Genomic DNA, 22,289 nt, shown 5'->3' with positions numbered 1-22,289 from the left:
TTTTTAGGTTCAAGAAACAAGAGTCAGGATTTTGTGCCTTGGCCCTTTTGTCTTGATTCCTGTGTCTAGTTTCTCAATGGTTTTCCGGTTTTCAACATGTGTTGGATACGTTCCAGCGTTTTTCTTTCAGTACAAAGCGATAGAAATGCTTCTCGTTCCAAATCCAAAAGATATTGTTCGGTCACCATTGTCGCTTCAGAAAGGTCGCCACCGGCCATAACGTAGGCCAATTTATCGGCAATCTTTTTGTCGTGCTCAGAAATATAATGTCCGGCTTCCATGGAATCGGTTCCTACCAAGAACATACCCAAAGCTTGTTTGCCCAGAACTTTTACATCTTTACGTTTTACAGGTTTGGTGTAGCCTGCATCTGCCATAATTTTGGCGTGTGCTTTGGCAGTTGCTATTTGTCGGTCTTTGTTTACGACGACTACGTCCTTTCCTTTTTGTAGGATGCCCAAATCAAAGGCTTCGTAAGCCGAAGTGGATACTTTGGCCATACCAATGGTCAAGAAATACTCTTGTAGCACGTTGAGTTCTACGTCATTTTTCCTGAAAGTATCGGAAGCGCGGAGTGCCATTTCTTTAGATCCACCACCGCCAGGGATCACACCTACGCCAAATTCGACCAAACCAATGTAGGTTTCGGCAGCGGCCACAACTTTATCTGCATGCATTGAAAGCTCACAGCCACCACCCAAAGCCATTCCGTGCGGTGCCGCTACGGTTGGAATGGATGAGTATCGCATGCGCATCATGGTATCTTGGAAGTATTTTATGGCCATGTTCAACTCATCGTATTCTTGTTCCACTGCCATCATAAAGATCATACCGATATTGGCCCCTACGGAGAAATTGGCAGCTTGGTTCCCTATGACCAACCCTGCAAAATCCTTTTCGGCAAGGTCAACGGCTTTGTTCAAGCCAGAGAGCACATCACCTCCAATGGTGTTCATTTTGGATTGGAACTCGCAGTTCAGGATTCCGTCACCTAAATCTTCGATGACAACTCCACTGTTTTTAAAAACCTCCTTGGTTTTTCGGATGTTGTCCAGAATAATGAATGCATCTTGACCTGGAACTTTTTCCATTGTCTTTTTGCTGATATCATAATAGTAGGTTGCCCCATCTTTTACGGTGTAGAATGAATCCACACCTGCGGATTTCATGTCGGCAATCCATGAAGCGGGCTCCAAACCTTCGGCTTTGATGAATTCCAATCCCTTTTCAAGGCCAACGGCATCCCAAATTTGAAACGGACCATGTTCCCAGCCGAAACCGGCCTTCATGGCATCATCTATTTTGTATAGCTCATCCGAAATTTCAGGAATACGATGGGTTACATAAGCAAAAAGGGCTCCAAAACTCTTTCTGTAAAACTCTCCGGCCTTATCTTTACCGCCTACCAATACGGGAAAACGCTCTATGACTTTATCAATGGTCTTGGTTAGCTCTAAAGTTGCAAATTTTGCACTTTTTTTAGAACGATAATCCATGGTGTCCAAATCCAACGTGAGGATTTCGCTTTTACCATTATCGCCTTTTACTTTTTTATAGAATCCTTGACCTGTTTTGCTTCCCAACCATTTGTTGTCCATCATGGTTTTGATGAAATCGGGCAGCTGGAACAGTTCGTGACGCTCATCGTCCTTACAGTTCTCACTGATTCCGTTGGCCACATGTACCAAAGTATCCAAACCAACCACATCCACCGTGCGGAAAGTGGCGGATTTTGGACGACCGATTACGGGGCCTGTCAATTTATCCACTTCTTCCACTGTCATGCCCATTTCTTTTACAGCATGAAACAGACTTTGAATGCTGAAGATTCCGATTCGGTTCCCGATAAATGCGGGAGTATCTTTAGCCACCACGGAGGTTTTGCCCAAGAATTGTTCACCGTATCCGTTCAAGAAATCCAAAACCTCTTTTGAAGTTTTAGGTCCAGGAATGATTTCGAAAAGTTTTAGATATCGAGCAGGGTTAAAGAAATGTGTTCCGCAGAAGTGTTTCTGGAAATCCTCGCTTCTTCCTTCGCTCATAAATTTAATAGGGATACCGGAAGTGTTTGAGGTAATCAAGGTTCCCGGTGTGCGGTGTTTGTCCAGATTCTCGAACACTTGTTTTTTAATGTCCAATCGTTCAACGACCACTTCAATGATCCAATCCACATCCGCCACTTTGGAAATATCGTCTTCCAAGTTTCCTGTGGTAATACGATCTGCGAATTTTTGATGGTAAATAGGAGAGGGTTTGGATTTTAAGGCAGCGGTCAAAGAATCGTTTACCAAACGATTACGAACCACCTTGTCTTCCAATGTAAGTCCCTTGGCTTTTTCCTTGTCGTTCAGTTCGCGAGGAACTATGTCCAACAATAGTACCTCGACCCCAATGTTAGCAAAGTGACATGCTATGCCACTGCCCATTATACCGGAACCGATTACGGCAATTTTGTTTATATGCCTTTTCATGTGCGAGTTTGAAATTTAATTATTAGTTGTTTTTGAATATATTTTTTTGTCGGTAATAAGCTTGTTTATTGTGCTCATGGTCTTAAAAAAAACGTCTAGATCTTCTTCTGGTACATGCTCTTTGACAACCTCGTTGAACCTGAGAACTACCTCTTTGGATTCCTCCCGTTTTTCTAGGCCCAAGGGGGTTAAAAAAATTAGGACTCCGCGCCCATCCTTTGGGTTTCGTTTTCTTAAAATGTATCCTTTTTGCTCAATATTCTTTAAGATTCTTGACAAACTTGTAGCTTCCATTCCCATTTTAGGGCCTAATGTGGTACTTGGAGTACCCCCTTTTGGATCCATGCTCAAAAGGGTAAACCCGATGGCCATGGTAAGATCATAGTTTTTAGCTTCCTCATTGTACATTTTGCTTACCGCCTGCCAGGTAGCCCTAAGGGCGTGATCAATGGTCAAATCTTTCATAGAACTGGTTTGGTGTTCTCAAATATATAAAAATTTATTATGCATGCATAATAAATTTAGGTTAAGTGTACCTTAATAAATTAGAGTTGAAGTAAATAGAGGGTAATTGTAAGCTAGTTACAATTTTTTTGCTTGGAACTAGTGTTTTTTTTGACTTTATATTCCTATTGCCAACTATATGGAGCACTTTTAAAACCAAACAATCTCAGCTTTTGCCGAAGTATAAACCGTGAATTAGGTTTTTATATTATTATGATATAAAGTACGGTCTGCTCATCTAACATCCAATCTTTATACAATATTTGGGTGTTGATTGTCCAACTTATTGAAAAAATTAGATTCTGAACCTAGTTCAGGATGACGGTTTTCCGATATACTCAGAACGCCAGACCGATTATTGATCATTGCTAATTGAACATTGTAGTTTGATCAATGCCCATAAATATCATTATAAAGTGCTAGATATTTTTCTTTAACAATTTTGCGCTTCAATTTTAGGGTAGGGGTCAAGTGTCCTTCATCGATGCTCCAAACATCAGAAGTAAGCCTAAACTGTTTTACTTTTTCCCATTTGGCAAACTCCTCATTGGCCAAATCCACTTCTTCCTGCATTCTTGCTATGACCTTTTCGTTTTTCACCAATTCTTCATTTGAGTTTAGCACTATATCGTGCCTTTTGGCCCATTCGTGCATAAACTCAAAATTAGGTTGAATTATGGCCGCCGGCATTTTTTCGCCTTCTCCAACAACCATTATCTGTTCAATAAAGCGGGATTGCTTAAATCGATTTTCCAGGATTTGTGGAGCCACATATTTGCCGCCCGACGTTTTGAACATTTCTTTCTTACGATCGGTAATGCGCAAAAAGCCATCGGCATCCACTTCACCGATATCGCCAGTATGGAAATAATCGTCGGTCATAACCTGTGCGGTTTTTTCAGGATCTTTGTAGTAGCCCAACATTACATTGGGACCTTTGCAAAGGATTTCACCATCTTCGGCTATTTTCACTTCCACACCATTTATAATTTTTCCAACGGTGCCAATCTTCCAACCTTTGTTACGTTGATCGTTCACGGCAATCACAGGAGAAGTTTCCGTAAGTCCGTAACCTTCCATTACGGGCATTTGAGCTGCTCCAAAAACGCGTGCCAATCTAGGTTGTAAAGCGGCACTGCCCGATACCATCACGGATAAATTTCCACCAAGACCTTCTTTCCACTTACTAAAAATCAATTTACGGGCGAGCCCAAGTCTTTTCTCGTACCACCAACCGTTGGCACCATAGGGCTCAAACTTGAGTCCAATTTCCACCGCCCAAAAAAACAGTTTCTTTTTTATGCCTGTTAGATTGGCTCCTTTTGCTATTATCGCATCGTAAACCTTCTCAAGCAGACGTGGCACCACTGTCATTACATCGGGTTTTACCTCTTTTATGTTGTCACTGATCTTATCCAGTCCTTCTGCAAAATGAATTTCTATACCACAATATTGGTACAGATAAAGAATCATCCTTTCAAAAATGTGACAAACCGGTAAAAAACTGAGAGCAACACCTCCTGTCTCAAAAGGTACTCTGGCCTCACTGGAAATAACGTTGGACACAATATTATCGTGAGAAAGCATTACGCCCTTTGGTCTTCCTGTTGTGCCCGAGGTATATATAAGGGACGCCAGGTCTTTGGGTTTTACCTTGGCTTTTAATTCTTCTACGTTTTCTTGATTGGAAGGATCGGCGCCCTTTTCCAGGACTTCCTTCCAGTTTTTGCAATTTTTAAGCTCGTCAAACGAATAGACTTCTTCGATCTTTTTGATTTTTGAACTTATGGCAAGCACTTTTTCCAAAACATCTTCACACGAAACAAAGCAATATTTGGCTTCTGAATGGTTAAGGATGTATTCGTAGTCGTCTTCGGAAATGGTGGGGTAGATCGGTACGGTTTGCGCCCCGATTTGAAGTACGCCAATATCCATTATGTTCCACTCTGTTCGGTTGGTCGTGGATATAATGGCGATTTTATCATTCGGCTTTACGCCCATCCGTAATAAAGCCCTGCTCACCGCATTGGCCTTGTCGATGTATTCCTTGGTGGACGTTGCTATCCATTTACCGTCACTTTTGGTGACCAATGATTTTTCTAAGGGATATTTTTCAAGTTGATAGTATGGGAAATCAAATAATCGGGTAACAGTTTGCATAGTAAGTTTTATGTAAAGCGATTGCAAATTAGCAAATCAGACCTTAACAATGAAACAGATTTAACAATTACCTAATGTGTTTTTTGAAAAATCCCCAATTATCAACCTATATCAGCAATAAAAAATATTACTTCCTCAAGTTGTCCAACCATTCTTTTGCGTTCACAAAAGCCTGAAGCCAGGGGGACACCTTGTCGTTTCTATCTTTTGGATAGTGGGCCCAGTTCCATGGGAACGTTGAACGTTCAATATGGGGCATGGTCACCAAGTGCCTACCTGTTTTGTCACAAAGCATTGCCGTATTGTAATCACTTCCGTTTGGATTGGCAGGATAAGTCTCATATCCGTATTTGGCCACAATATGGTATTGATCTTCGGTATGTGGAAGGCTAAATTTACCTTCTCCATGGCTGATCCATACACCAAGAGTTGTGCCGGCCATATTGGACAGCATAACCGAGTTGTTTTTTTCGATTTTCACCGAAGTAAAGTTGCTCTCGTGCTTATGGGAGTCATTGTAGGTCATTCTACCGTGCGTTTCGTGTTCTGGATTAATAAGATCTAGCTCCATGAACAACTGGCAACCATTACAAATACCAACAGAGAGGGTATCTGGCCTGGCAAAGAAATCTTTTAAGGCTTTATTGGCTTTTTCGTTGTATTTGAAAGCACCTGCCCAACCTTTGGCACTTCCCAACACATCGGAGTTGGAGAATCCGCCAACGGCACCAATAAATTGAATGTCCTCCAGTGTTTCCCTGCCCGAGATCAAGTCTGTCATATGCACATCCTTTACATCGAACCCGGCCAAGTACATCGCATTTGCCATTTCACGTTCGGAATTGCTTCCTTTCTCCCGAAGAATGGCGGCTTTGGGTCTGCTACTGAACTTTGGTTCCTGAGCGGAGTCGAAGGAAGTCGCAGCCGTTGGAAGTTTTCCATCAAAATTTTCAGGAAAAACATATTGCAACGGTTGTTTTTTGTAATTATCAAAACGGTCTTTGGCAAGACCATTCGCAGTCTGCTTATTGTCCAACAAATAGGATGTCTTGAACCAAGTGTCACGCAGCGAAGCAATGTTCAAACCTATTTCGATACCATTGTTTTTGATTTCCAAGGTACTTTCTGGAACAGGGGTACCAATTTTAGTGAAATTTACACCGGAATCGGATAAAACTTTCTCCACTGTTTCATCTTTGGCTTGGAATACCACCCCGATATTTTCTGAGAACAACAGTTTGATGCTGTCTTCCTCCCCAATACCGGAAAGATCTAATTTGGCCCCTAGGTTATTGTCGGCAAAGCAAAGTTCCAGCAAGGTAGTTATCAATCCTCCTGAAGCCACATCGTGACCGGCTAAAATCTGGCCATTTTTGATGAGCTCTTGCAAAGTGTTGAAAGTGGTCTTAAAATATTCAGCATCCATAACAGATGGAGCTTGGTCACCAATGCCGTTTAAAACCTGCGCAAAGGAAGAACCACCTAATTTATGGCTGTCCTTGGATAAATTGATGTAGTAAATATCGCCACCGTTTTTCTGCAAAACAGGCTCCACAACTTGATCAATGTTGTTGCAATTGGCAGCAGCAGAGATGATTACCGTTCCTGGGGAAAGTACTTCACCATCCTTATATTTTTGTTTCATGGAAAGTGAATCCTTTCCGGTGGGCACATTTATTCCTAGATCGATCGCGAATTCCGACAAAGATTCCACTGCACTGTATAAACGGGCATCTTCACCTTCATTTCTACAGGGCCACATCCAGTTTGCGGAGAGCGATACGGATTTCAATCCATTCTTTAACGGTGCCCAGACAATATTGGTCAACGATTCCGCTACACTGTTTCTGCTTCCTGCAACGGGGTCTATCAATGCCGATATGGGGGAATGGCCTATACTGGTTGCAATTCCTTCCTTTCCTTTAAAGTCTAGGGCCATAACCCCACAGTTGTTCAGTGGCAATTGCAATGGTCCGGCGCATTGTTGCTTTGCAACACGACCTCCCACACAACGATCAACCTTGTTTGTTAACCAGTCCTTGCTGGCTACCGCCTCCAATTGGAGTACTTGTTCCAAATAATCGTGGAAATGCTCCAGCGAATAGGATAGTGCAGAATATTTTTGTTGTACCGATTTATCGGCCATTATGGTTTTTGGAGAGCTCCCGAACATATCGGACAATTCCAAATTCATTGGTGTCTCTCCTGTTTGTCCGGATGTAAATTTAAAGGTGTGGTCGCCCGTTACCTCACCAACGTTGTACATAGGGGAGCGTTCACGTGCAGAAACCCGGTTCAATAAGTCCAAATCTTTTTCCCCGATCACCAAGCCCATACGCTCTTGGGATTCGTTTCCGATCAATTCTTTTTTGGAAAGTGTAGGGTCGCCAACCGGTAATTTATCGGTATCTATGGTTCCTCCTGTTTCTTCCACCAATTCCGATAAACAGTTGAGGTGTCCACCAGCTCCGTGGTCGTGAATGGAAACAATGGGGTTATCGTGACTTTCGAACAATCCGCGAACGGCATTCGAAGCTCTTTTTTGCATTTCAGGGTTGGAACGTTGTACGGCGTTTAATTCAATAGCCGAACTGAACTCGCCCGTGTCCGCACTGGATACGGCAGCTCCACCCATCCCGATTCTGTAATTATCACCACCTAGAACAACTATTCTGTCTCCCTTCTTGGGTGTGTCTTTTAAGGCTTGTTCTGTTTTTCCGTAACCAATACCCCCTGCCATCATTATCACTTTGTCGAAGCCCAATTTACGGACCTCTTCTTGGTGTTCGAATGTTAAAACAGAACCGGCGATCAAAGGTTGACCAAATTTATTTCCAAAGTCGGATGCACCGTTGGATGCCTTGATCAAGATATCCATTGGAGTTTGGTACAGCCAGTTCCTTTCTTGCATACCTTTTTCCCAAGGACGATTTTCTTCCAATCGGGAATAGGATGTCATGTAAACAGCGGTTCCAGCCAAGGGCAACGATCCTTTTCCACCAGCTAAACGATCACGAATCTCACCGCCGGACCCTGTAGCGGCACCATTAAAAGGCTCCACGGTGGTCGGGAAATTGTGGGTCTCCGCTTTAAGCGATAATACGGAATCGAATTCTTTTTCTTCGTAAAAATCGGGTTTGTCGGCACTTTTTGGTGCAAACTGAATTGCTTTTGGCCCTTTTATAAAAGCAACATTGTCTTTGTATGCGGAAACAATATCGTTTGGATGTGCTTCCGAAGTCTTTTTGATCAGTTTAAATAGGGAAGAAGGCTTTTCTTCTCCGTCAATCACAAAGGTGCCGTTAAAAATTTTGTGTCTGCAATGCTCGGAATTCACTTGGCTGAACCCAAAGACTTCGGAATCCGTCAACTTGCGACCCAATTTCTTGGCCAGACCTTTCAAATAGGCCACCTCTTCATCACTTAGGGCCAATCCTTCTTTTTCGTTGTACGTTGAAATATCATCGATTTCCATAATGGGTTCTGGAACAATATCGATAGTGAAAATATCTTGTCCCAAAGCGGTGTATTTTTGGGAAAGCATAGGGTCAAAATCGGTAAAATCCTCGGCAATGGCATGGAATTCCTCTATTCTGATGATTCCTGGGATGCCCATGTTTTGGGTGATTTCGGTCGCATTGGTACTCCAAGGTGTAACCATGGCGGCACGTGGCCCAACAAAAAAGGCGTCGAGAGACGCCGCTTCAATCTTAGGTTGGTCGCCAAACAACCAAGTTAATTTGTCAATATCTTCCTGAGCGATTTCCTGAGCGGTTTGGACGGCAAAAACCTTGGTCGCCTTGTCCCCAAAAAAATGGATCATACAGTCTATGCGTTGAACGGTTTAAGAAAGTGCAAAAATACGATTTTGTGCCAGAATTCATCCTACGGTATAAGTGTTTTGTTAACGATGTATTGTTGATAGTATTTTCGTCAATTGAAAAAGGCCATCCATCAATTCAACCCATTTTACGCAAAGCATTCGTATATATTTGTTTTTGATGTGAAATGTAACTATGAAAAAATTGATGATTAAAAGCGCAATTCTAATTAGCCTAATATTAATGTCCGTGAAAATTTATTCCCAGAAATGTAAAACGGATATAGACCCATTTACAAATGATGAAATTACATACTTTGACTATAGCTATAGGACTGTCTATTTTGAAGTAAAAAATGATACAATTTTATTTGATGTTGTATTCAACTATTGGGGAGAAAGAGAACATATATTTAAAGAAGGAACAGGATTGTCAATTAAACTTGAAACTGGGACTAAAATAGATTTAAAAACAATTATAGAGTCTAAGCCAAAAATTGAAAGTTCGATTTCTACCAGTGGTTTTTACATGGGTTTAGGTAGTGGAATGACCTCAACAAGCTCTCAAAATTCTACCGCTTATTCATTTGTTTTCAAACTCACAGAACCCGAATTAAAAAAGCTAGCTGAATCCAAAATAGAGATCATTAGAATCCCAGACACGGATGAAGAGAAATATATTGATTTAAAAGCTAAAGGTCGAACACGAAAAAAGATAAAAGCGATTAAAAAAGGAGCAACCTGTTTAATTCAAAAAATATAAAAATATTTTATTATAAATTTTTCATTGAAAAATAACAGCGCAGATTTTCCTCATCAGTCTATATTAAAATTACAAAGTAAACAGCTCCAGAAGACCTTCAGAAAAACCTTTAATCAGAAAGAGTTAAAGTTGTTTTTCCTATCTTAGAAGAATATAGCTAACTCAAAACCAACCTTATGAAAACGACCAACCTCTTGTGCGGGATACTTCTTTTCGCGGGCATAATTACTGCAACAGCACAAAAAAAATATTCCAAAAGCCAGATTAAAAAGTTAAAAGAAGAAGTAGAAACTCTTGTGGAGGCCAATAGAAAGCAGACACAGGTTATGGTGGATAAAATTTTCAGTTTTGCAGAATTGGGCTTTCAAGAAGAGGAGAGTTCCAAATATCTTACCGGTATTTTAGAGGAAAATGGATTTACCATAGAGCATTCCATTTCCAATATTCCAACGGCATGGTTTGCCACATGGAGCAATGGCGATGGTCCGGTTATTGCCTTGGGGAGCGATGTTGATTGTATTCCCAAAGCCTCACAATATCCTGGTGTCGCGTACCACAAACCTATAGTGGAAGGCGCTCCTGGGCATGGAGAAGGACATAATGCGGGCATTCCTTTGAACATTACCTCGGCATTGGCCGTTAAGGAAGTAATGGAGAAAGAGGGCATTGGCGGTACCTTGATTCTTTGGCCGGGTATTGCAGAAGAATTGGTCGCAGCAAAAGCATGGTACGTCCGCGATGGTCTTTTTGATGATATAGATATGTGCATTTTTACCCATGTAAGCAGTAATCTGAGTGTTTCTTGGGGACCAACAAGAGGAACAGGGCTCATTTCCGTGGAATATATGTTTGAAGGCGAAGCAGCTCATTCGGCCGGGGCGCCTTGGCGAGGAAGAAGTGCTCTCGACGCTGCAGAACTTATGAACGTAGGGTGGAATTACAAAAGAGAGCACCTGCATCCATTAAAACGTTCACATTCCATTTTTACCGATTCCGGGGACCAACCCAATGTAGTGCCTTCCAAAGCCGCTATTTGGTTTTATTTTAGGGATGTTACCTACGAAGGGATTATGGAAATGTATGCCGAAGCCAACGATATTGCGAAAGGTGCGGCTTTGATGACGGGTACTAAAATGACCTCACGTGTATTGGGAACTGCCTGGCCAAGACACTTTAATAAGATTATTGCGGAGACGATGTACGAAAATATAAAGCAAGTTGGTCTCCCAACATGGTCAGAGGCCGACCAAAAACTGGCAAAAGCGGTGCAAGCTGAAATACAATCCAAGACCACGACCGGATTACCTACCGAATTGTCAAAAATAGGACTTCCGGTATTGGAACCGGTAAGTGGAGGTTCTGACGATATCGGGGATATTTCATGGAAAATACCCACGGTAACCATGCGTTTTCCTTCAAATATTCCCGGTTTGCCGGGGCATCATTGGGCAAATGCCATAACTATGGCGACACCGATTGCCCACAAGGGTGTAACGGCCGGAGCCAAGGCCGAGGCCCTGACGGTCATGGATTTTTTATTGAAGCCGGAACTTTTGGAGCAGGCTTGGGATTATTTTAACAACGAACAGACCAAGGAAACCAAATATCGGCCTATGATTGCTGCGGATGATATGCCGCCCACGTATTTGAACAAGGATAAGCAGGATATGTTCCGATCTGCATTGAAGGAATTTTACTATAATGAGACCAAATACGATACCTATTTGGAGCAATTGGGTGTTGATTACCCCACGGTCAAGCAATAAGTTGTTGCTTCAAGATAAATCGGGATCCTGAGAATCATTTGGATTTTCAGGATTTCTTTTTTAACAAGGCCATATAAAAACCATCGAACCCTGTTTCCGAGGCAAAAACATTTCGTTCCCGAACAAATTCAAAATCTTTCCCGTTCTCCGAATCTAAAAAGTTCTTGACCTGATCCGAGTTTTCTTGGGGCAGAATGGAACAGGTGGCATAGACCATTTGACCTCCCTTTTTTACCATTTTGCTATAGTTCTGCAGAATATCTTGCTGAACCCCCATAATGCGGTCCACGAATTCGGGTTCCAATTTCCATTTTGAATCAGGATTACGTTTGATTACTCCCAATCCAGAGCAAGGTGCATCAAGCAACACTCGGTCGGCACTGTTGTGCAATTTTTTTATGACTTTAGTGGAGTCTATAACCCTGGTTTCCACATTGTGTACACCGTTGCGACGGGCTCTCTTCTTCAGCTTTTTCAATTTACTTTCATAAATGTCCAAGGCGATCAATTGCCCTTTGTTCTGCATTTGCGAAGCCAAGTGAAGCGTTTTTCCTCCGGCACCCGCACAAGCATCGATTACACGCTGACCGGGCTCTACCTCCAAAAATGGGGCAACCAATTGGGAAGAGGCGTCCTGTACCTCGAACAATCCATCTTTAAATGCTTCGGTAACAAAAACATTTTTCCGTTCCACAAGTTTCAATGCATCTGGATAGCCATCTATAAACTCGGTAGCTATATCTTCTTTAGTCAAAAAAGCCTTCAGTTGAGGTTTTGGTACTTTAAGGGTATTTGTTCTTAGAATCACCTCTGCTTGTTGGTTCTGAGCGGCTATCTCTTTGGTCCAAAGTTCGGAACCCAACGATTTTTCACCCAGTTCGTCCATCCAATCAGGAATTGATTCCCTGAATTTGCGAATTTTGGACAATTCATCGAACCTGCCTTTAATGCGACGTTCCGGAGTACCTTCCAGTTGTTTCCAATCAGGGATCCGGATACCTCTCAGCACGCACCAAACCCCGAACAAACGAAATAAATGTGGTTTGCTGTACGGTTCGTGTACCTCGGCAATTTCCGAGTATAGGCGTTTCCATCGAACTATATCATACGTGGTCTCGGCAATAAATCCGCGATCGCGGGCACCCCAACGTTTGTCATAACGCAATACTTTTTCGATTACCTTATCGGCATATTCCCCTTCGTTAAAAATCATGTGTAGGGCATCAATTACGGTAAATACCAAGTTTCTGTGTAAACGCATCTTGTAGAATAAGGTTGCAAAGGTATGATTTCTCCTTACTTTTGAAGAAAATAAATACAATGAGATACATATGCTCCCTGATAATGGCTCTAGTTTTATTTTCTTGTGCAGAAGAACATAAAAAGCTACCCTTTACATCCGTTGAAATAACTCCAGTTTTTAATGATTCCGTTAGCATTCGTGCTATTACATTTTTGGATGGCAGAACACTGGCCTTTGCGGGAAGCAATGGTGTTTATGGTACGGTGGACGTAAATTCGTTGCAAGTTCGCAGTAATGTGCAGACCTACGATTCGTTGACCCCTAGTTTTAGGGCGGTAGGCAGTACCTCCGAGGATTTTTTTATGCTTTCTATTGAAAGTCCCGCTTTGTTGTACAAAACCGGGGATAAAGGAAAAATGGAAGTGGTTTACAAAGAGGAAGGTGAAGGCGTTTTTTATGATAGCCTTACTTTTTGGAACAACATGGAAGGGATTGCGGTTGGAGATACTGTGGACGGTTGCCTTTCCGTAATCATTACAAGGGACGGGGGGAACAGTTGGACCAAAGTACCTTGTTCGGATTTGCCCGAAGGAGTAGAGGGCGAGGGGGCATTTGCGGCGAGCAATAGTAACATTGCCGTAAAAGGAGATAAAGCTTGGGTCGGTACCACCGAAGGACGGGTCTACTTTTCCGATGACAAGGGCATGACCTGGGAAGTACAGAAAACCCCAATAATAGCGGACGAACCGACCCAGGGTATCTATTCCATGGATTTTTTTAATGAAAATATTGGGTTTGCCATAGGTGGAGACTATACACAGCCCAAATCCAATAAGGCCAATAAGGTCAAAACCATTGATGGTGGCAAGACATGGCAATTGGTTGCTGATGGTCACGAGCCCGGCTATAAGAGTTGTGTGCAGTTTGTGCCCAATTCCAATGGGGAAGCCTTGGTTGCAGCCGGATTTACGGGAATTTCCTATTCCTCCGATGGGGGCGAGAGCTGGAAGGAATTGAGTGAAGAGCCTTTTTTTACTCTTCGGTTTTTAAATGATTCCACAGCTTTTGCAGCCGGGAACACGAGAATTGCCAAGTTGTTGTTCCGTTAGAGGTGCAATATTTTTGAGCATTTGTTGTATCCTTAATTTCTAATGGTCGAAAAGAGATGGTTTTCGACGTATTTGTGCTTGAAGTTGTGTTGTTCTTGCTACATTTAATCTGAATGTAATTCAGGGCCAAATCAAAAAGTCAAGAAGTAAATATCTTTTTTTATGGTTCATGATTCAGGTTTTATTTTTAATCTTTTTTTAAGGAGAAGTGTTTCCCCATATTATACTGTTCCCCTTTATAACAAAATAACTGGAACCAATTACGATTTGCCTATATTTAGATCATTGTCAATTGATCAGAGCAAATTTTTAATTGAAAAGGATATCCCCGATTATCTAGATGCCAAAGGCGTTAATTCACTCAAGGGTTTTAATGTGAAGCGAATTAGGCAGTATAAAGGTTTTGCTTGTAATTTAATGGGCTGTACTGACGTTGCCGATTATTTGAAACAGAATTTGGGCAAGTCCACAATCAAAAATATTAAAGCGAGAAAACGACAGCTTGAAAATAGGTTCAATACAACATATAGATTTTTTATCGGTGAGATAGATCAAGACCACTATGATTTTCTATTTGATAAGTTTTATCAAATGCTCAAGGCCAGGTTTGAAGAAAAGAAAACTTTTAATCGGTATTTATTGGAATGGAAGTACTATCATCACCTTATTTATCCAATGATCTTGAACAGGGAAGCTTTACTTTTTGTAATTTACGTGAATAATGAGCCCATTTCAATTTCATTGGAATTTTGTTTAGGTGATATATGTTTTGGTTATATCCATGGTTATGATCCAGACTATCATCGATATCAATTGGGAGATATTCGGATGGTAAAATTAATAGAATGGATGCTTGACCATAATTTCAATTGGTTCGATACTTTGATGGGAGAAACCACGTTCAAGGCCAAATGGTCGAACCATATCTATAATTATCATTACGATGTTTTCTATAAGAAAAATTCGGTCTCTGCTCGGGTAAAATTGAACTATCTAAAATTTAAGCTCCGATTAAAACAGTGGTTACGGGAAAAGGGTATTCTTGGGAAATGGTTCAATATGGATAAATTCTTATATAAGAAAAGGGCCAAAAAACTCAGGAACCATAACTGGAAAAGTACCAATCTCCAGTATCCATTGAACACTTAAAGCCCTAAATGACTTATAATGCTCTTGGCGACCAAACTTCTGCCGTTATTGTTCCAGTGCATATCGTAAATCAGGGTAGTTGGCTTTTTTGTCCGTTCAAACTCACTCCCAAAATCGATTATATCAATGTCAGCTTTGGTACAGTATTCCAGAAATATTTGTGAAGTCTGTCTTTTGTCGAGAAGTATGCTGGTTTTTTCTTTATTGAAGGGGTATGCTTTCAATAATTCTTCAAAATTGGCAAGATATAGGCTGTCCTGGGTAGTTTTTTGATCGTTGGTTGATGCTTTTTTGGCATCTTGTTTTTCTAAAAAAAGATTTTTTACAGGGTCCAAAAACCCGATTTGGGAGGCATAATAGAGCAATTTTATATTGTCCCGTATTTTAAATGGGATAGAGTTCAATTGTTTTATCCGAGCAGTGTTGGGTCGATAGGTAGCCCTTGCAAGATCCATTGGGTATTTCATATAGATCACAATATGGTCTATTTTGTCAAAGTCTTCTTCGTAGGCTTGTAAAAGATGTAGTTGGTCGGCCAGATCCCATCCGGCATATCCATATTCATAAACCTCTAGATCCTTGGTCCTGTTTTCAATTTTTTTGCCAATGGAGTTGTAATAGTTTTGGTGAAAACCTTGGATGTAGGAATCTCCTATTATGGCCAATTCTTTTTTTGAGTAGCTTGGTGTAAACTCACGGTAAGAGTTGAATCCTTGATTGTTGATGTGGTATTCCGAGAAGTTTTGCCTCCTGTTTCCGGTCACACTAAACCCTTTATGGTTGGGAATTCTTTTCTCGACACCCATTTTGTCTATATATCTCGGTGAATCCTCTGGATACAGGTGAAAAACTCTGACCAACAGCTCCAATGATACAAGGATCAGGATAAGATATAGCGCTATTTTTAAAAAGAATTTTATCATATCAGAACTGAAAATATATAAATGAACGATCCACACCATCGTCATAGAACAATAATATACAGAAGATTACCAAGGTATAGGCAATAAACCTTACTATGGGCGATTTAAACTTAAAAGGATTTCTTTCGTTCCTCCGCATCCTAAACTCATAAAGAACAAATATGCCGAGTAGCAGAAAATAATCTATCATTCGGTACCCCATGGGATGATGATAGGGCTCCCAATTAAATTCGGTAAACAGTCTTTTAATAAATATAAATGAGTCGGTCAAAGATTCCGATCTAAAGAAAATACGGGAAAACGTTACAATTGCGAACGTTGTAAAAAGCTGGGTTATTTCTTTAATTGATGGAAAGAATGAGTTCTCGGCCACTACATTGTTCTTATAAATGGTATTTTTTCCCATTAAAAATACCGGAATATAGGCCAACGCGTGGAATCCCCCCCAAAAAATGAATGTCCAATTGGCCCCGTGCCAAAAACCGCTCACCAAGAATATGATACAAATGTTACGTACGGATTTAAACTTGCTTACCCGCGAACCGCCCAAGGGTATGTACAGATAATGTCGGAACCAAGTGGAAAGTGAAATATGCCAACGTTGCCAATATTCTGCTACATTTCTTGAAAAGTTGGGAAACTTAAAGTTGGACATAAGCTCGATGCCAAAAAGTTTTGCGGTACCTATGGCCATATCGGAATACCCCGAGAAATCGCCATATACTTGAAAGCTGAAAAGCGAAACCCCGAGTACTAGGGTAGACGCGGGCATTGTACCGTAGTTGGCAAAAATATCGTCCACGATTGGCGCAATACCATCGGCAATGACCATCTTTTTAAATAGACCCCAAAGTATGAGTTTGAGTCCATCCACAGCCTGTTCATAGTTAAATGAACGCTTGTTGGTAATTTGCCCCAGTAAATTTGAGGCCCGTTCAATAGGACCTGCCACCAGTTGAGGGAAAAACGCAACGAAGGTAGCAAAATCGATAAAGTTACGGGTCGGTTTTATTCGTTTAAAGTAAATGTCCAACGAATAGGACATGGTTTGGAAGGTGTAGAAAGAAATACCTACCGGCAATATAATGTTCAACGTCCAAGTACTTTGTATCGGGTAACCAAAAAGTTGGACCATATCTACAAAAGCATCCACAAAGAAGTTATAATATTTAAAAAAACCCAGTAAGGAAATATTGAATAAAATACTTGTCCAAAGGAATAGTTTCCCCTTTTTGTCCAGTGTCTGTTTTTTGTAAATGACCAACCCAACAAAATAATCCACTATTGTACTTGCCAGTATCAAAAAAAGGAAGCGCCAATCCCAAAGTCCATAAAATAGATAGCTGGCCGCAAGGATCAACCCGTTCTGAATCTTTAGGATATTGAACCTGGCAACTACCCAGTATAGAATGAATACTAGGGGTAAAAAAATTAGATATTCCACCGAGTTAAAAAGCATATTCTTTATCTAATTTTGGTAACTGGGAAAAAGTATGGTCTTGGCAGTATTTTTTCCTATAAAAATATATTGATTTTGTTTTTTTGTATGTTTAAAGCAGTTTACATCGCTAAAACTTTCATTATATAGATATAAAAAATCGAAAAGGACTTTTTTTATTTCCGAATCATGATCATCAATCTCAATAAGGTCCATGCTGTCTTCAAGTTTGTAATCTTCAAAAGGTGGATTGTTCGGTTTTATACCTGTATTGTGCACTATTCGATCTCTTTTTTTTACTGTAAAGAGAACTTTATTGGCAACCTTATCCATACCCTGATTCCTTAAATATTGTTTGAGCTTAAAGAAGGCAGTTAAAAAGAAGGCTTTTGTTCGAGAAACAATCGACCGAGGATTGTAAAGGACATGGTATTCAAAATCATATTTTTTTGTGGACCATCTCGCCTTGTAATCGAAATAGCCTTTCGAAAAATCCAAGGTTCTGTAATTGTTCGCAATCCCCCACTCAATTAAATACATGATATTAATAGATCCCAGATGAAATTTGGAATAATCGATATCAAAAACAGTTATCGCGTCGAAAATAATGTGTTTGGAAAAATAGACCAACGTAATGGCTATGGGGGTCCCTTGGGCTTCAATAACAAAAAGACCTGCTCTGTTTTCTTTGATCAAGGGACGGGCAACATTTTTATAAAATTCCCATTCTTGTTTATCCAAGTTGTTGTTGTGTTCCCCTTTATCGGCAAATCTTTTTTCCAGTAGTTGCTTAAATTGCCCGAAAATTTCGAGATATCGTTTCTCAGAAACATCGCCCTTGTACATTTTGTATTGAATATCAAAACATTGGTCTAACCTCCTTTTATATTTGTTTAGTTTGTACCTACTGGATTTTTTGAACCTTTTGCGTAGATAGTCCCCAAGGTCATCAAACGCTTCTAATTCAATTAAAAAACCAGGGTACTGCTTTATTTTTTTTACTTGAAGTGTTTTATGGGGGATATGTTCCGGACATTTAAAAAATGTGGGCACATCGTAGATCAACAAGGTATTATTTTTGATATTAATGTCATCGGTAAGGGAATAGAGCATACCTTTTGTATGGGTTTTTCCGGAATTGACATAAATACCAAAACCATTTTTGTAAAATTCTGCACCTGCAAGGTTCTCAAACTGAAGTCTCGATTCTGATTTTCCAAAACTTTTGAACCATATATCCCTAAAAGTATTTGTGGTAAAAGGATTATCGATCATCTTGAAAGACAGTTTATTTCGGATATTTCAATGTCTTCAGAACCCATATGTTGCCTATATAATGGAAAGAAGCATGAACTTTTATCGATTGGCTTTTCCAATCCTTCTTTTTCTTTTAGCAATTTGTCGTATTTGGGTTGATCTACAATATATTGCCACGATGTAAATTCCCGATGATCTTTGGAGAATCCCGACTTGAAATAGAAGAGCGAATCTTTGACCTGGCCGCCCAGTCCCCCTCCTAGGTTGAGGTTTTCGTAGCCCTCTTCAGTTCCTTTTTCCCGTGCATGGTCTATTAAAAGTTTTATTGGATTTAGATGAAAGAATTTGGCCTTTACTCCAGATAGGTGATATTGGATGGTCTTGCCTTTTTTTGTAAAAATTGCACCGCCGGCGAATTCCCCTGTTTCTTTATGTACTGCAGCGATAAGTTCTGCATTGATCTGTCCACTGGCCAAAAGTTCGTAGAAGTATTTTTTGCCAAAAAAGTAGCTGGGTTTGGCATTTACCCGCTTCATATTTTCGCAGTAAGTTGCGATAAATGGGTCCAAATATTTTTCACATGCGCCATCTATTACTTCATACTCCTTATGTTCTTTGTTTATGTAAGTTCTTAATCTGCACTTGTAATCGTGTTTTTGATCATCAGAGCTTCTGGTCAGATCAATATTTACAACCTTCCCATGCGAAACAATTTCACCAATATTCTTGAGGATAAGGTGTTGATTTTCGATGTATGGGTGCAATCTGGAAAATACGGATATGATCTGATTGTCCTTTAAGAAGGTGTCCAATTCAGATTTAAAATTGCTATTGTCAAAATCCGGGTCAATATGTTTCCCCAAAGGTCCTACGTAACCATAAACCGATGTAGCATCTTTAAGTTGGGTTCCCTCAATGTCCCTAATGAGCAATGGAAGTAAGATATGTGAGTTGCCTTTTGAATATTTTAGCAGTACAGGTCTTTCACCGTCCTTTTTCGTGATTTGATGGTAATCAAACGTATGATAAAAATCGGATTGTTGACATTGATCAATTATCTCTGTCCATTTATTTCGATTCTCAATAGCAAGCATATTTATGGTGTTTGTATATAATACCTTATAAATTTACTGTGGGTTGTAGCTGCCTATTTATGATAAAAATCAGGTTATCGGCTCACTTGGACGTATGGTATGTAAAAATCGATGAAATCCATATAATATCTTTATTCAATAAAAAAAGCGGCGAATCAATCGCCGCTCATCAACCAAAAAAAAACAAAAACCAAATACGGTTAAACGTTTACCACAATGTAATTGCGCCCTCTTTTTTTATACCAAACGCCCCGGTATTGGTAAAATCGACGTCCATTTCTATATACTACTTTACTGCCCCGGGGCAATGTCCTTACTTTGACTCCGGCGGGTACGGCCGTAACGATATACTTTTTTCCTTGAGCTCTGTACCAAACTCCATCAGCGTAGTAATAATTGGTCTTTTTGTGCACAATTGTCCTTGGGTTGGATATGTGGGTGACCACTGTACCATGTTTAGGGTAGACCTTTACGACTGTTGTTTGTGCTTTACAGGAGGTGAGTGCGCCTGCTATTACTGCTATCATTAAAAATGTCTTCAAACTTTTCATATTATCGTATTTTAATGGTTTTCTGTACATAAGACACGAGATTTACAAAAAGGTTTAATCAAAAAAGAGGAGCCTTATCGGGACCCCTCTTTACTTTCTTGTTCTTAAATGAAGTTATCCGCCACCTCCCTTACGTTTACGGAATTGGTGTATCATTTGCTTTTTAAAGTCCTCTTCTGCCTTAAGCAAAAGAAGAACCTTTTGGGCAGGAATTATTTTTCGCATTTTTAACAAAAAACTTTCTTCGGCCTTTAGTTTTTCTTGTTGCAGCGCCATGATATTGTCCAACAATGTTTCGGACTCACTGTTTGTGAGATTTTGTGCATTGGAAATATTCGAGAACAGTTCAAACCGTTCTTTTTTACGAATGCGTTCCAATGTCTCTTCGTGCTCATTGTACACCGGCCAAAATTGTTGTGCCTCTTCACTTGTTAAATCAATACGTTCAGTAATAAAGGCAACTTTCAAGGTCTTTACACGTTCCCAAATTGGTCCTTGGGCATGCATGGCCATGGTAACCAATAGTAAGGTGCTAAATATGAGTGTTCTTTTATTCATAGTCAAGGTCATCTAAATATAAATGTTCAATTTCGTCTACGTTTTCGTCCAAATAATCCAAAATGGCATCATCTTCCAGAACTTCGTTAAAAATATTGTTCAGTTCAATATCCTTTAAAGGGATAATTTCCGCAATTTCGTAGGTGGTCATCTCAAGATCGGTATTCTCCAGATAAGCTTCAATATCCGAGCTTGCCAGATCATCAAAAGAGATCGGTTCTGCCGAGGAACTCTGGTTTAGACTAAAAATCAGCACAAAAATGGCAGCAACCGCGGCAACGGTATAATAGAGTTTTTTGTTTGCTATTAATGGGATTACCTTGGTTTCTTTTGTATTGAGTTCTGATGCTACCGAGGAACTTATTTCATCAAAATAGCCTTCTGGAACGCTAAAGCCATCATGTTTGGGAATCAAGGATTCGGTGTGGCCCGCTTCTTCCTTTTTGATTTTATCCATCAAACGACTATTAAAGTCCTCAAAATACCCTTTGGGTGTATTGAAACTATTTTTTTTGTCTTTTTTCATTGCTCTTGTTTGACTTTCAAAATGGTCAAAGGTTTAATTGTCTCTAAGATACGTTTCAATTTTTTTAACGGCCAAGTGATAGCTTGCTTTTAAAGCGCCTTCCGAAGTTTCCAGCACCTCGGAAATCTCACTGTATTTCATTTCCTGATAATACTTCATGGTAAACACCAATTTTTGCTTGTCTGGAAGGGTAGCCAATGCTTTTTGCAGCTTTAACTGGATCTCACTGCCCTCAAAATAAACGTCTGCCTGAAGATTATCTACCATTCGGTCCTTTAACTCTTGATCGCTTATCCCTATTTTTTTGGACTTTTGTTTTAAAAAGGTCAGCGATTCGTTGGTAGCTATTCTGTACATCCAAGAGTATAATTTACTTTCACCTTTAAAGTTATCAATGTTTTTATAGACTTTTATAAAAGTGTTCTGGAGTACGTCATCTGCGTCGTCGTGATTAAGCACAATTCTCCGAATATGCCAATACAGACGTTCTTTGTAGGTATTTACCAATACCTCAAAGGCCTGCGCTCGACTTTCTTCCTGCTTAAGCTCTTGTACTAGGGTTTCCTCAGCGATCAATGTTCTTGTTGTTTGATGCTAGGACTAAGGTAAGGGGAAAAGGTTTAATTGTTCAATAAATAATTTTAAGAACCAATTAGTAACTAGGAATTTGGCTGAAGGTGCAGAGTCGGTTAAAAGAGGAAATGTGTGGAAGCCAGTGTCATTTTGAAGGAAGGTGATAAATCTTTTGTTTAGCAGTTAGCAGTTAGCAGTTAGCAGTTAGCAGTTAGCAGTTGGCAGTTGGCAGTTGGCAGTTGGCAGTTAGCAGTTGGCAGTTAGCAGATGGCAGTTAGCAGATGGCTGCCTGCGGTCCAGAATCCAGCCCTTGTTTCAATGTAGCCGTAGTTAACGAGCGAATGTGAACAATCCTTTTGCCTCAGAATTTGGTATATAGCCACT

General features: G+C 40.3%; 17 protein-coding genes. 4 read left to right on the top strand and 13 right to left on the bottom strand.

Annotated elements, in window-relative coordinates:
* Positions 1-65 precede the first annotated feature (65 nt).
* The 4 genes from ABTP35_RS00400 to purL form a co-directional block, all read right to left on the bottom strand.
* Positions 66-2,471, bottom strand: coding sequence for a 3-hydroxyacyl-CoA dehydrogenase/enoyl-CoA hydratase family protein (locus ABTP35_RS00400; protein WP_293294893.1), 2,406 nt, complete (start codon positions 2,469-2,471; stop codon positions 66-68).
* A 15-nt stretch (positions 2,472-2,486) separates the two neighbouring features.
* The gene (locus ABTP35_RS00395) at positions 2,487-2,936 is read right to left on the bottom strand and encodes a MarR family winged helix-turn-helix transcriptional regulator (protein WP_224836614.1); all 450 of its coding nucleotides are present in this window, start codon (positions 2,934-2,936) and stop codon (positions 2,487-2,489) included.
* A gap of 429 nt (positions 2,937-3,365) precedes the next feature.
* The gene (locus ABTP35_RS00390; protein ID WP_293294897.1) at positions 3,366-5,135 is read right to left on the bottom strand and encodes an AMP-dependent synthetase/ligase; all 1,770 of its coding nucleotides are present in this window, start codon (positions 5,133-5,135) and stop codon (positions 3,366-3,368) included.
* Between the two features lie 127 nt (positions 5,136-5,262).
* Positions 5,263-8,958: a phosphoribosylformylglycinamidine synthase gene (gene purL, locus ABTP35_RS00385; protein WP_293294899.1), complete on the bottom strand. Its 3,696-nt coding sequence runs from the start codon at positions 8,956-8,958 to the stop codon at positions 5,263-5,265.
* Between the two features lie 193 nt (positions 8,959-9,151).
* On the opposite strand from purL, the gene ABTP35_RS00380 reads away from it, so the two are divergent.
* Together ABTP35_RS00380 and ABTP35_RS00375 are read left to right on the top strand one after the other, a co-directional pair.
* Complete coding sequence (locus ABTP35_RS00380) at positions 9,152-9,718, top strand: hypothetical protein (RefSeq protein WP_293294901.1); 567 nt, start codon at positions 9,152-9,154, stop codon at positions 9,716-9,718.
* A 176-nt stretch (positions 9,719-9,894) separates the two neighbouring features.
* Positions 9,895-11,484, top strand: a complete 1,590-nt coding sequence (locus ABTP35_RS00375; RefSeq protein WP_293294903.1) for an amidohydrolase — start codon at positions 9,895-9,897, stop codon at positions 11,482-11,484.
* A gap of 46 nt (positions 11,485-11,530) precedes the next feature.
* Here the strand turns inward: ABTP35_RS00375 and ABTP35_RS00370 are convergent, their stop codons facing one another.
* Entirely contained in the window at positions 11,531-12,745 is a 1,215-nt protein-coding gene (locus ABTP35_RS00370) for a methyltransferase domain-containing protein (protein ID WP_293294905.1), read from the bottom strand.
* A 59-nt stretch (positions 12,746-12,804) separates the two neighbouring features.
* Between ABTP35_RS00370 and ABTP35_RS00365 the strand changes: the two genes are divergently transcribed.
* A complete protein-coding gene (locus ABTP35_RS00365) occupies positions 12,805-13,836 on the top strand; it encodes an oxidoreductase (RefSeq protein WP_293294907.1) in 1,032 nt (343 codons plus the stop codon).
* A 162-nt stretch (positions 13,837-13,998) separates the two neighbouring features.
* The gene (locus ABTP35_RS00360) at positions 13,999-14,985 is read left to right on the top strand and encodes a GNAT family N-acetyltransferase (protein ID WP_293294909.1); all 987 of its coding nucleotides are present in this window, start codon (positions 13,999-14,001) and stop codon (positions 14,983-14,985) included.
* Here ABTP35_RS00360 and ABTP35_RS00355 read toward each other — a convergent pair.
* The 8 genes from ABTP35_RS00355 to ABTP35_RS00320 form a co-directional block, all read right to left on the bottom strand.
* A complete protein-coding gene (locus ABTP35_RS00355; protein ID WP_293294911.1) occupies positions 14,982-15,908 on the bottom strand; it encodes a hypothetical protein in 927 nt (308 codons plus the stop codon). The genes ABTP35_RS00360 and ABTP35_RS00355 overlap by 4 nt on opposite strands.
* Before the next feature lies 1 nt (position 15,909).
* The gene (locus tag ABTP35_RS00350) at positions 15,910-17,367 is read right to left on the bottom strand and encodes an MBOAT family O-acyltransferase (RefSeq protein WP_293294913.1); all 1,458 of its coding nucleotides are present in this window, start codon (positions 17,365-17,367) and stop codon (positions 15,910-15,912) included.
* 9 nt (positions 17,368-17,376) lie between these two features.
* Entirely contained in the window at positions 17,377-18,621 is a 1,245-nt protein-coding gene (locus ABTP35_RS00345; RefSeq protein ID WP_293294915.1) for a GNAT family N-acetyltransferase, read from the bottom strand.
* Positions 18,618-19,697: a GNAT family N-acetyltransferase gene (locus ABTP35_RS00340; protein WP_375334330.1), complete on the bottom strand. Its 1,080-nt coding sequence runs from the start codon at positions 19,695-19,697 to the stop codon at positions 18,618-18,620. The genes ABTP35_RS00345 and ABTP35_RS00340 overlap by 4 nt, the downstream gene beginning before the upstream one ends.
* Positions 19,698-19,897: 200 nt before the next feature.
* The gene (locus ABTP35_RS00335; protein ID WP_293294919.1) at positions 19,898-20,248 is read right to left on the bottom strand and encodes a DUF6515 family protein; all 351 of its coding nucleotides are present in this window, start codon (positions 20,246-20,248) and stop codon (positions 19,898-19,900) included.
* A gap of 114 nt (positions 20,249-20,362) precedes the next feature.
* Entirely contained in the window at positions 20,363-20,806 is a 444-nt protein-coding gene (locus ABTP35_RS00330; RefSeq protein WP_252079989.1) for a hypothetical protein, read from the bottom strand.
* Positions 20,799-21,332 carry a hypothetical protein gene (locus ABTP35_RS00325; protein ID WP_293294922.1) on the bottom strand — a complete coding sequence of 178 codons (534 nt, stop codon included), beginning with the start codon at positions 21,330-21,332 and terminating at the stop codon, positions 20,799-20,801. The genes ABTP35_RS00330 and ABTP35_RS00325 overlap by 8 nt, the downstream gene beginning before the upstream one ends.
* Positions 21,333-21,365: 33 nt before the next feature.
* Complete coding sequence (locus ABTP35_RS00320; RefSeq protein WP_252079988.1) at positions 21,366-21,908, bottom strand: RNA polymerase sigma factor; 543 nt, start codon at positions 21,906-21,908, stop codon at positions 21,366-21,368.
* Positions 21,909-22,289 lie beyond the last annotated feature (381 nt).

Origin of the sequence: Flagellimonas alginilytica (assembly GCF_042134605.1) — a bacterium.
In the GTDB taxonomy this organism is placed as follows: domain Bacteria; phylum Bacteroidota; class Bacteroidia; order Flavobacteriales; family Flavobacteriaceae; genus Flagellimonas; species Flagellimonas alginolytica.
This window is presented reverse-complemented; position numbering and strand designations above follow the sequence as displayed.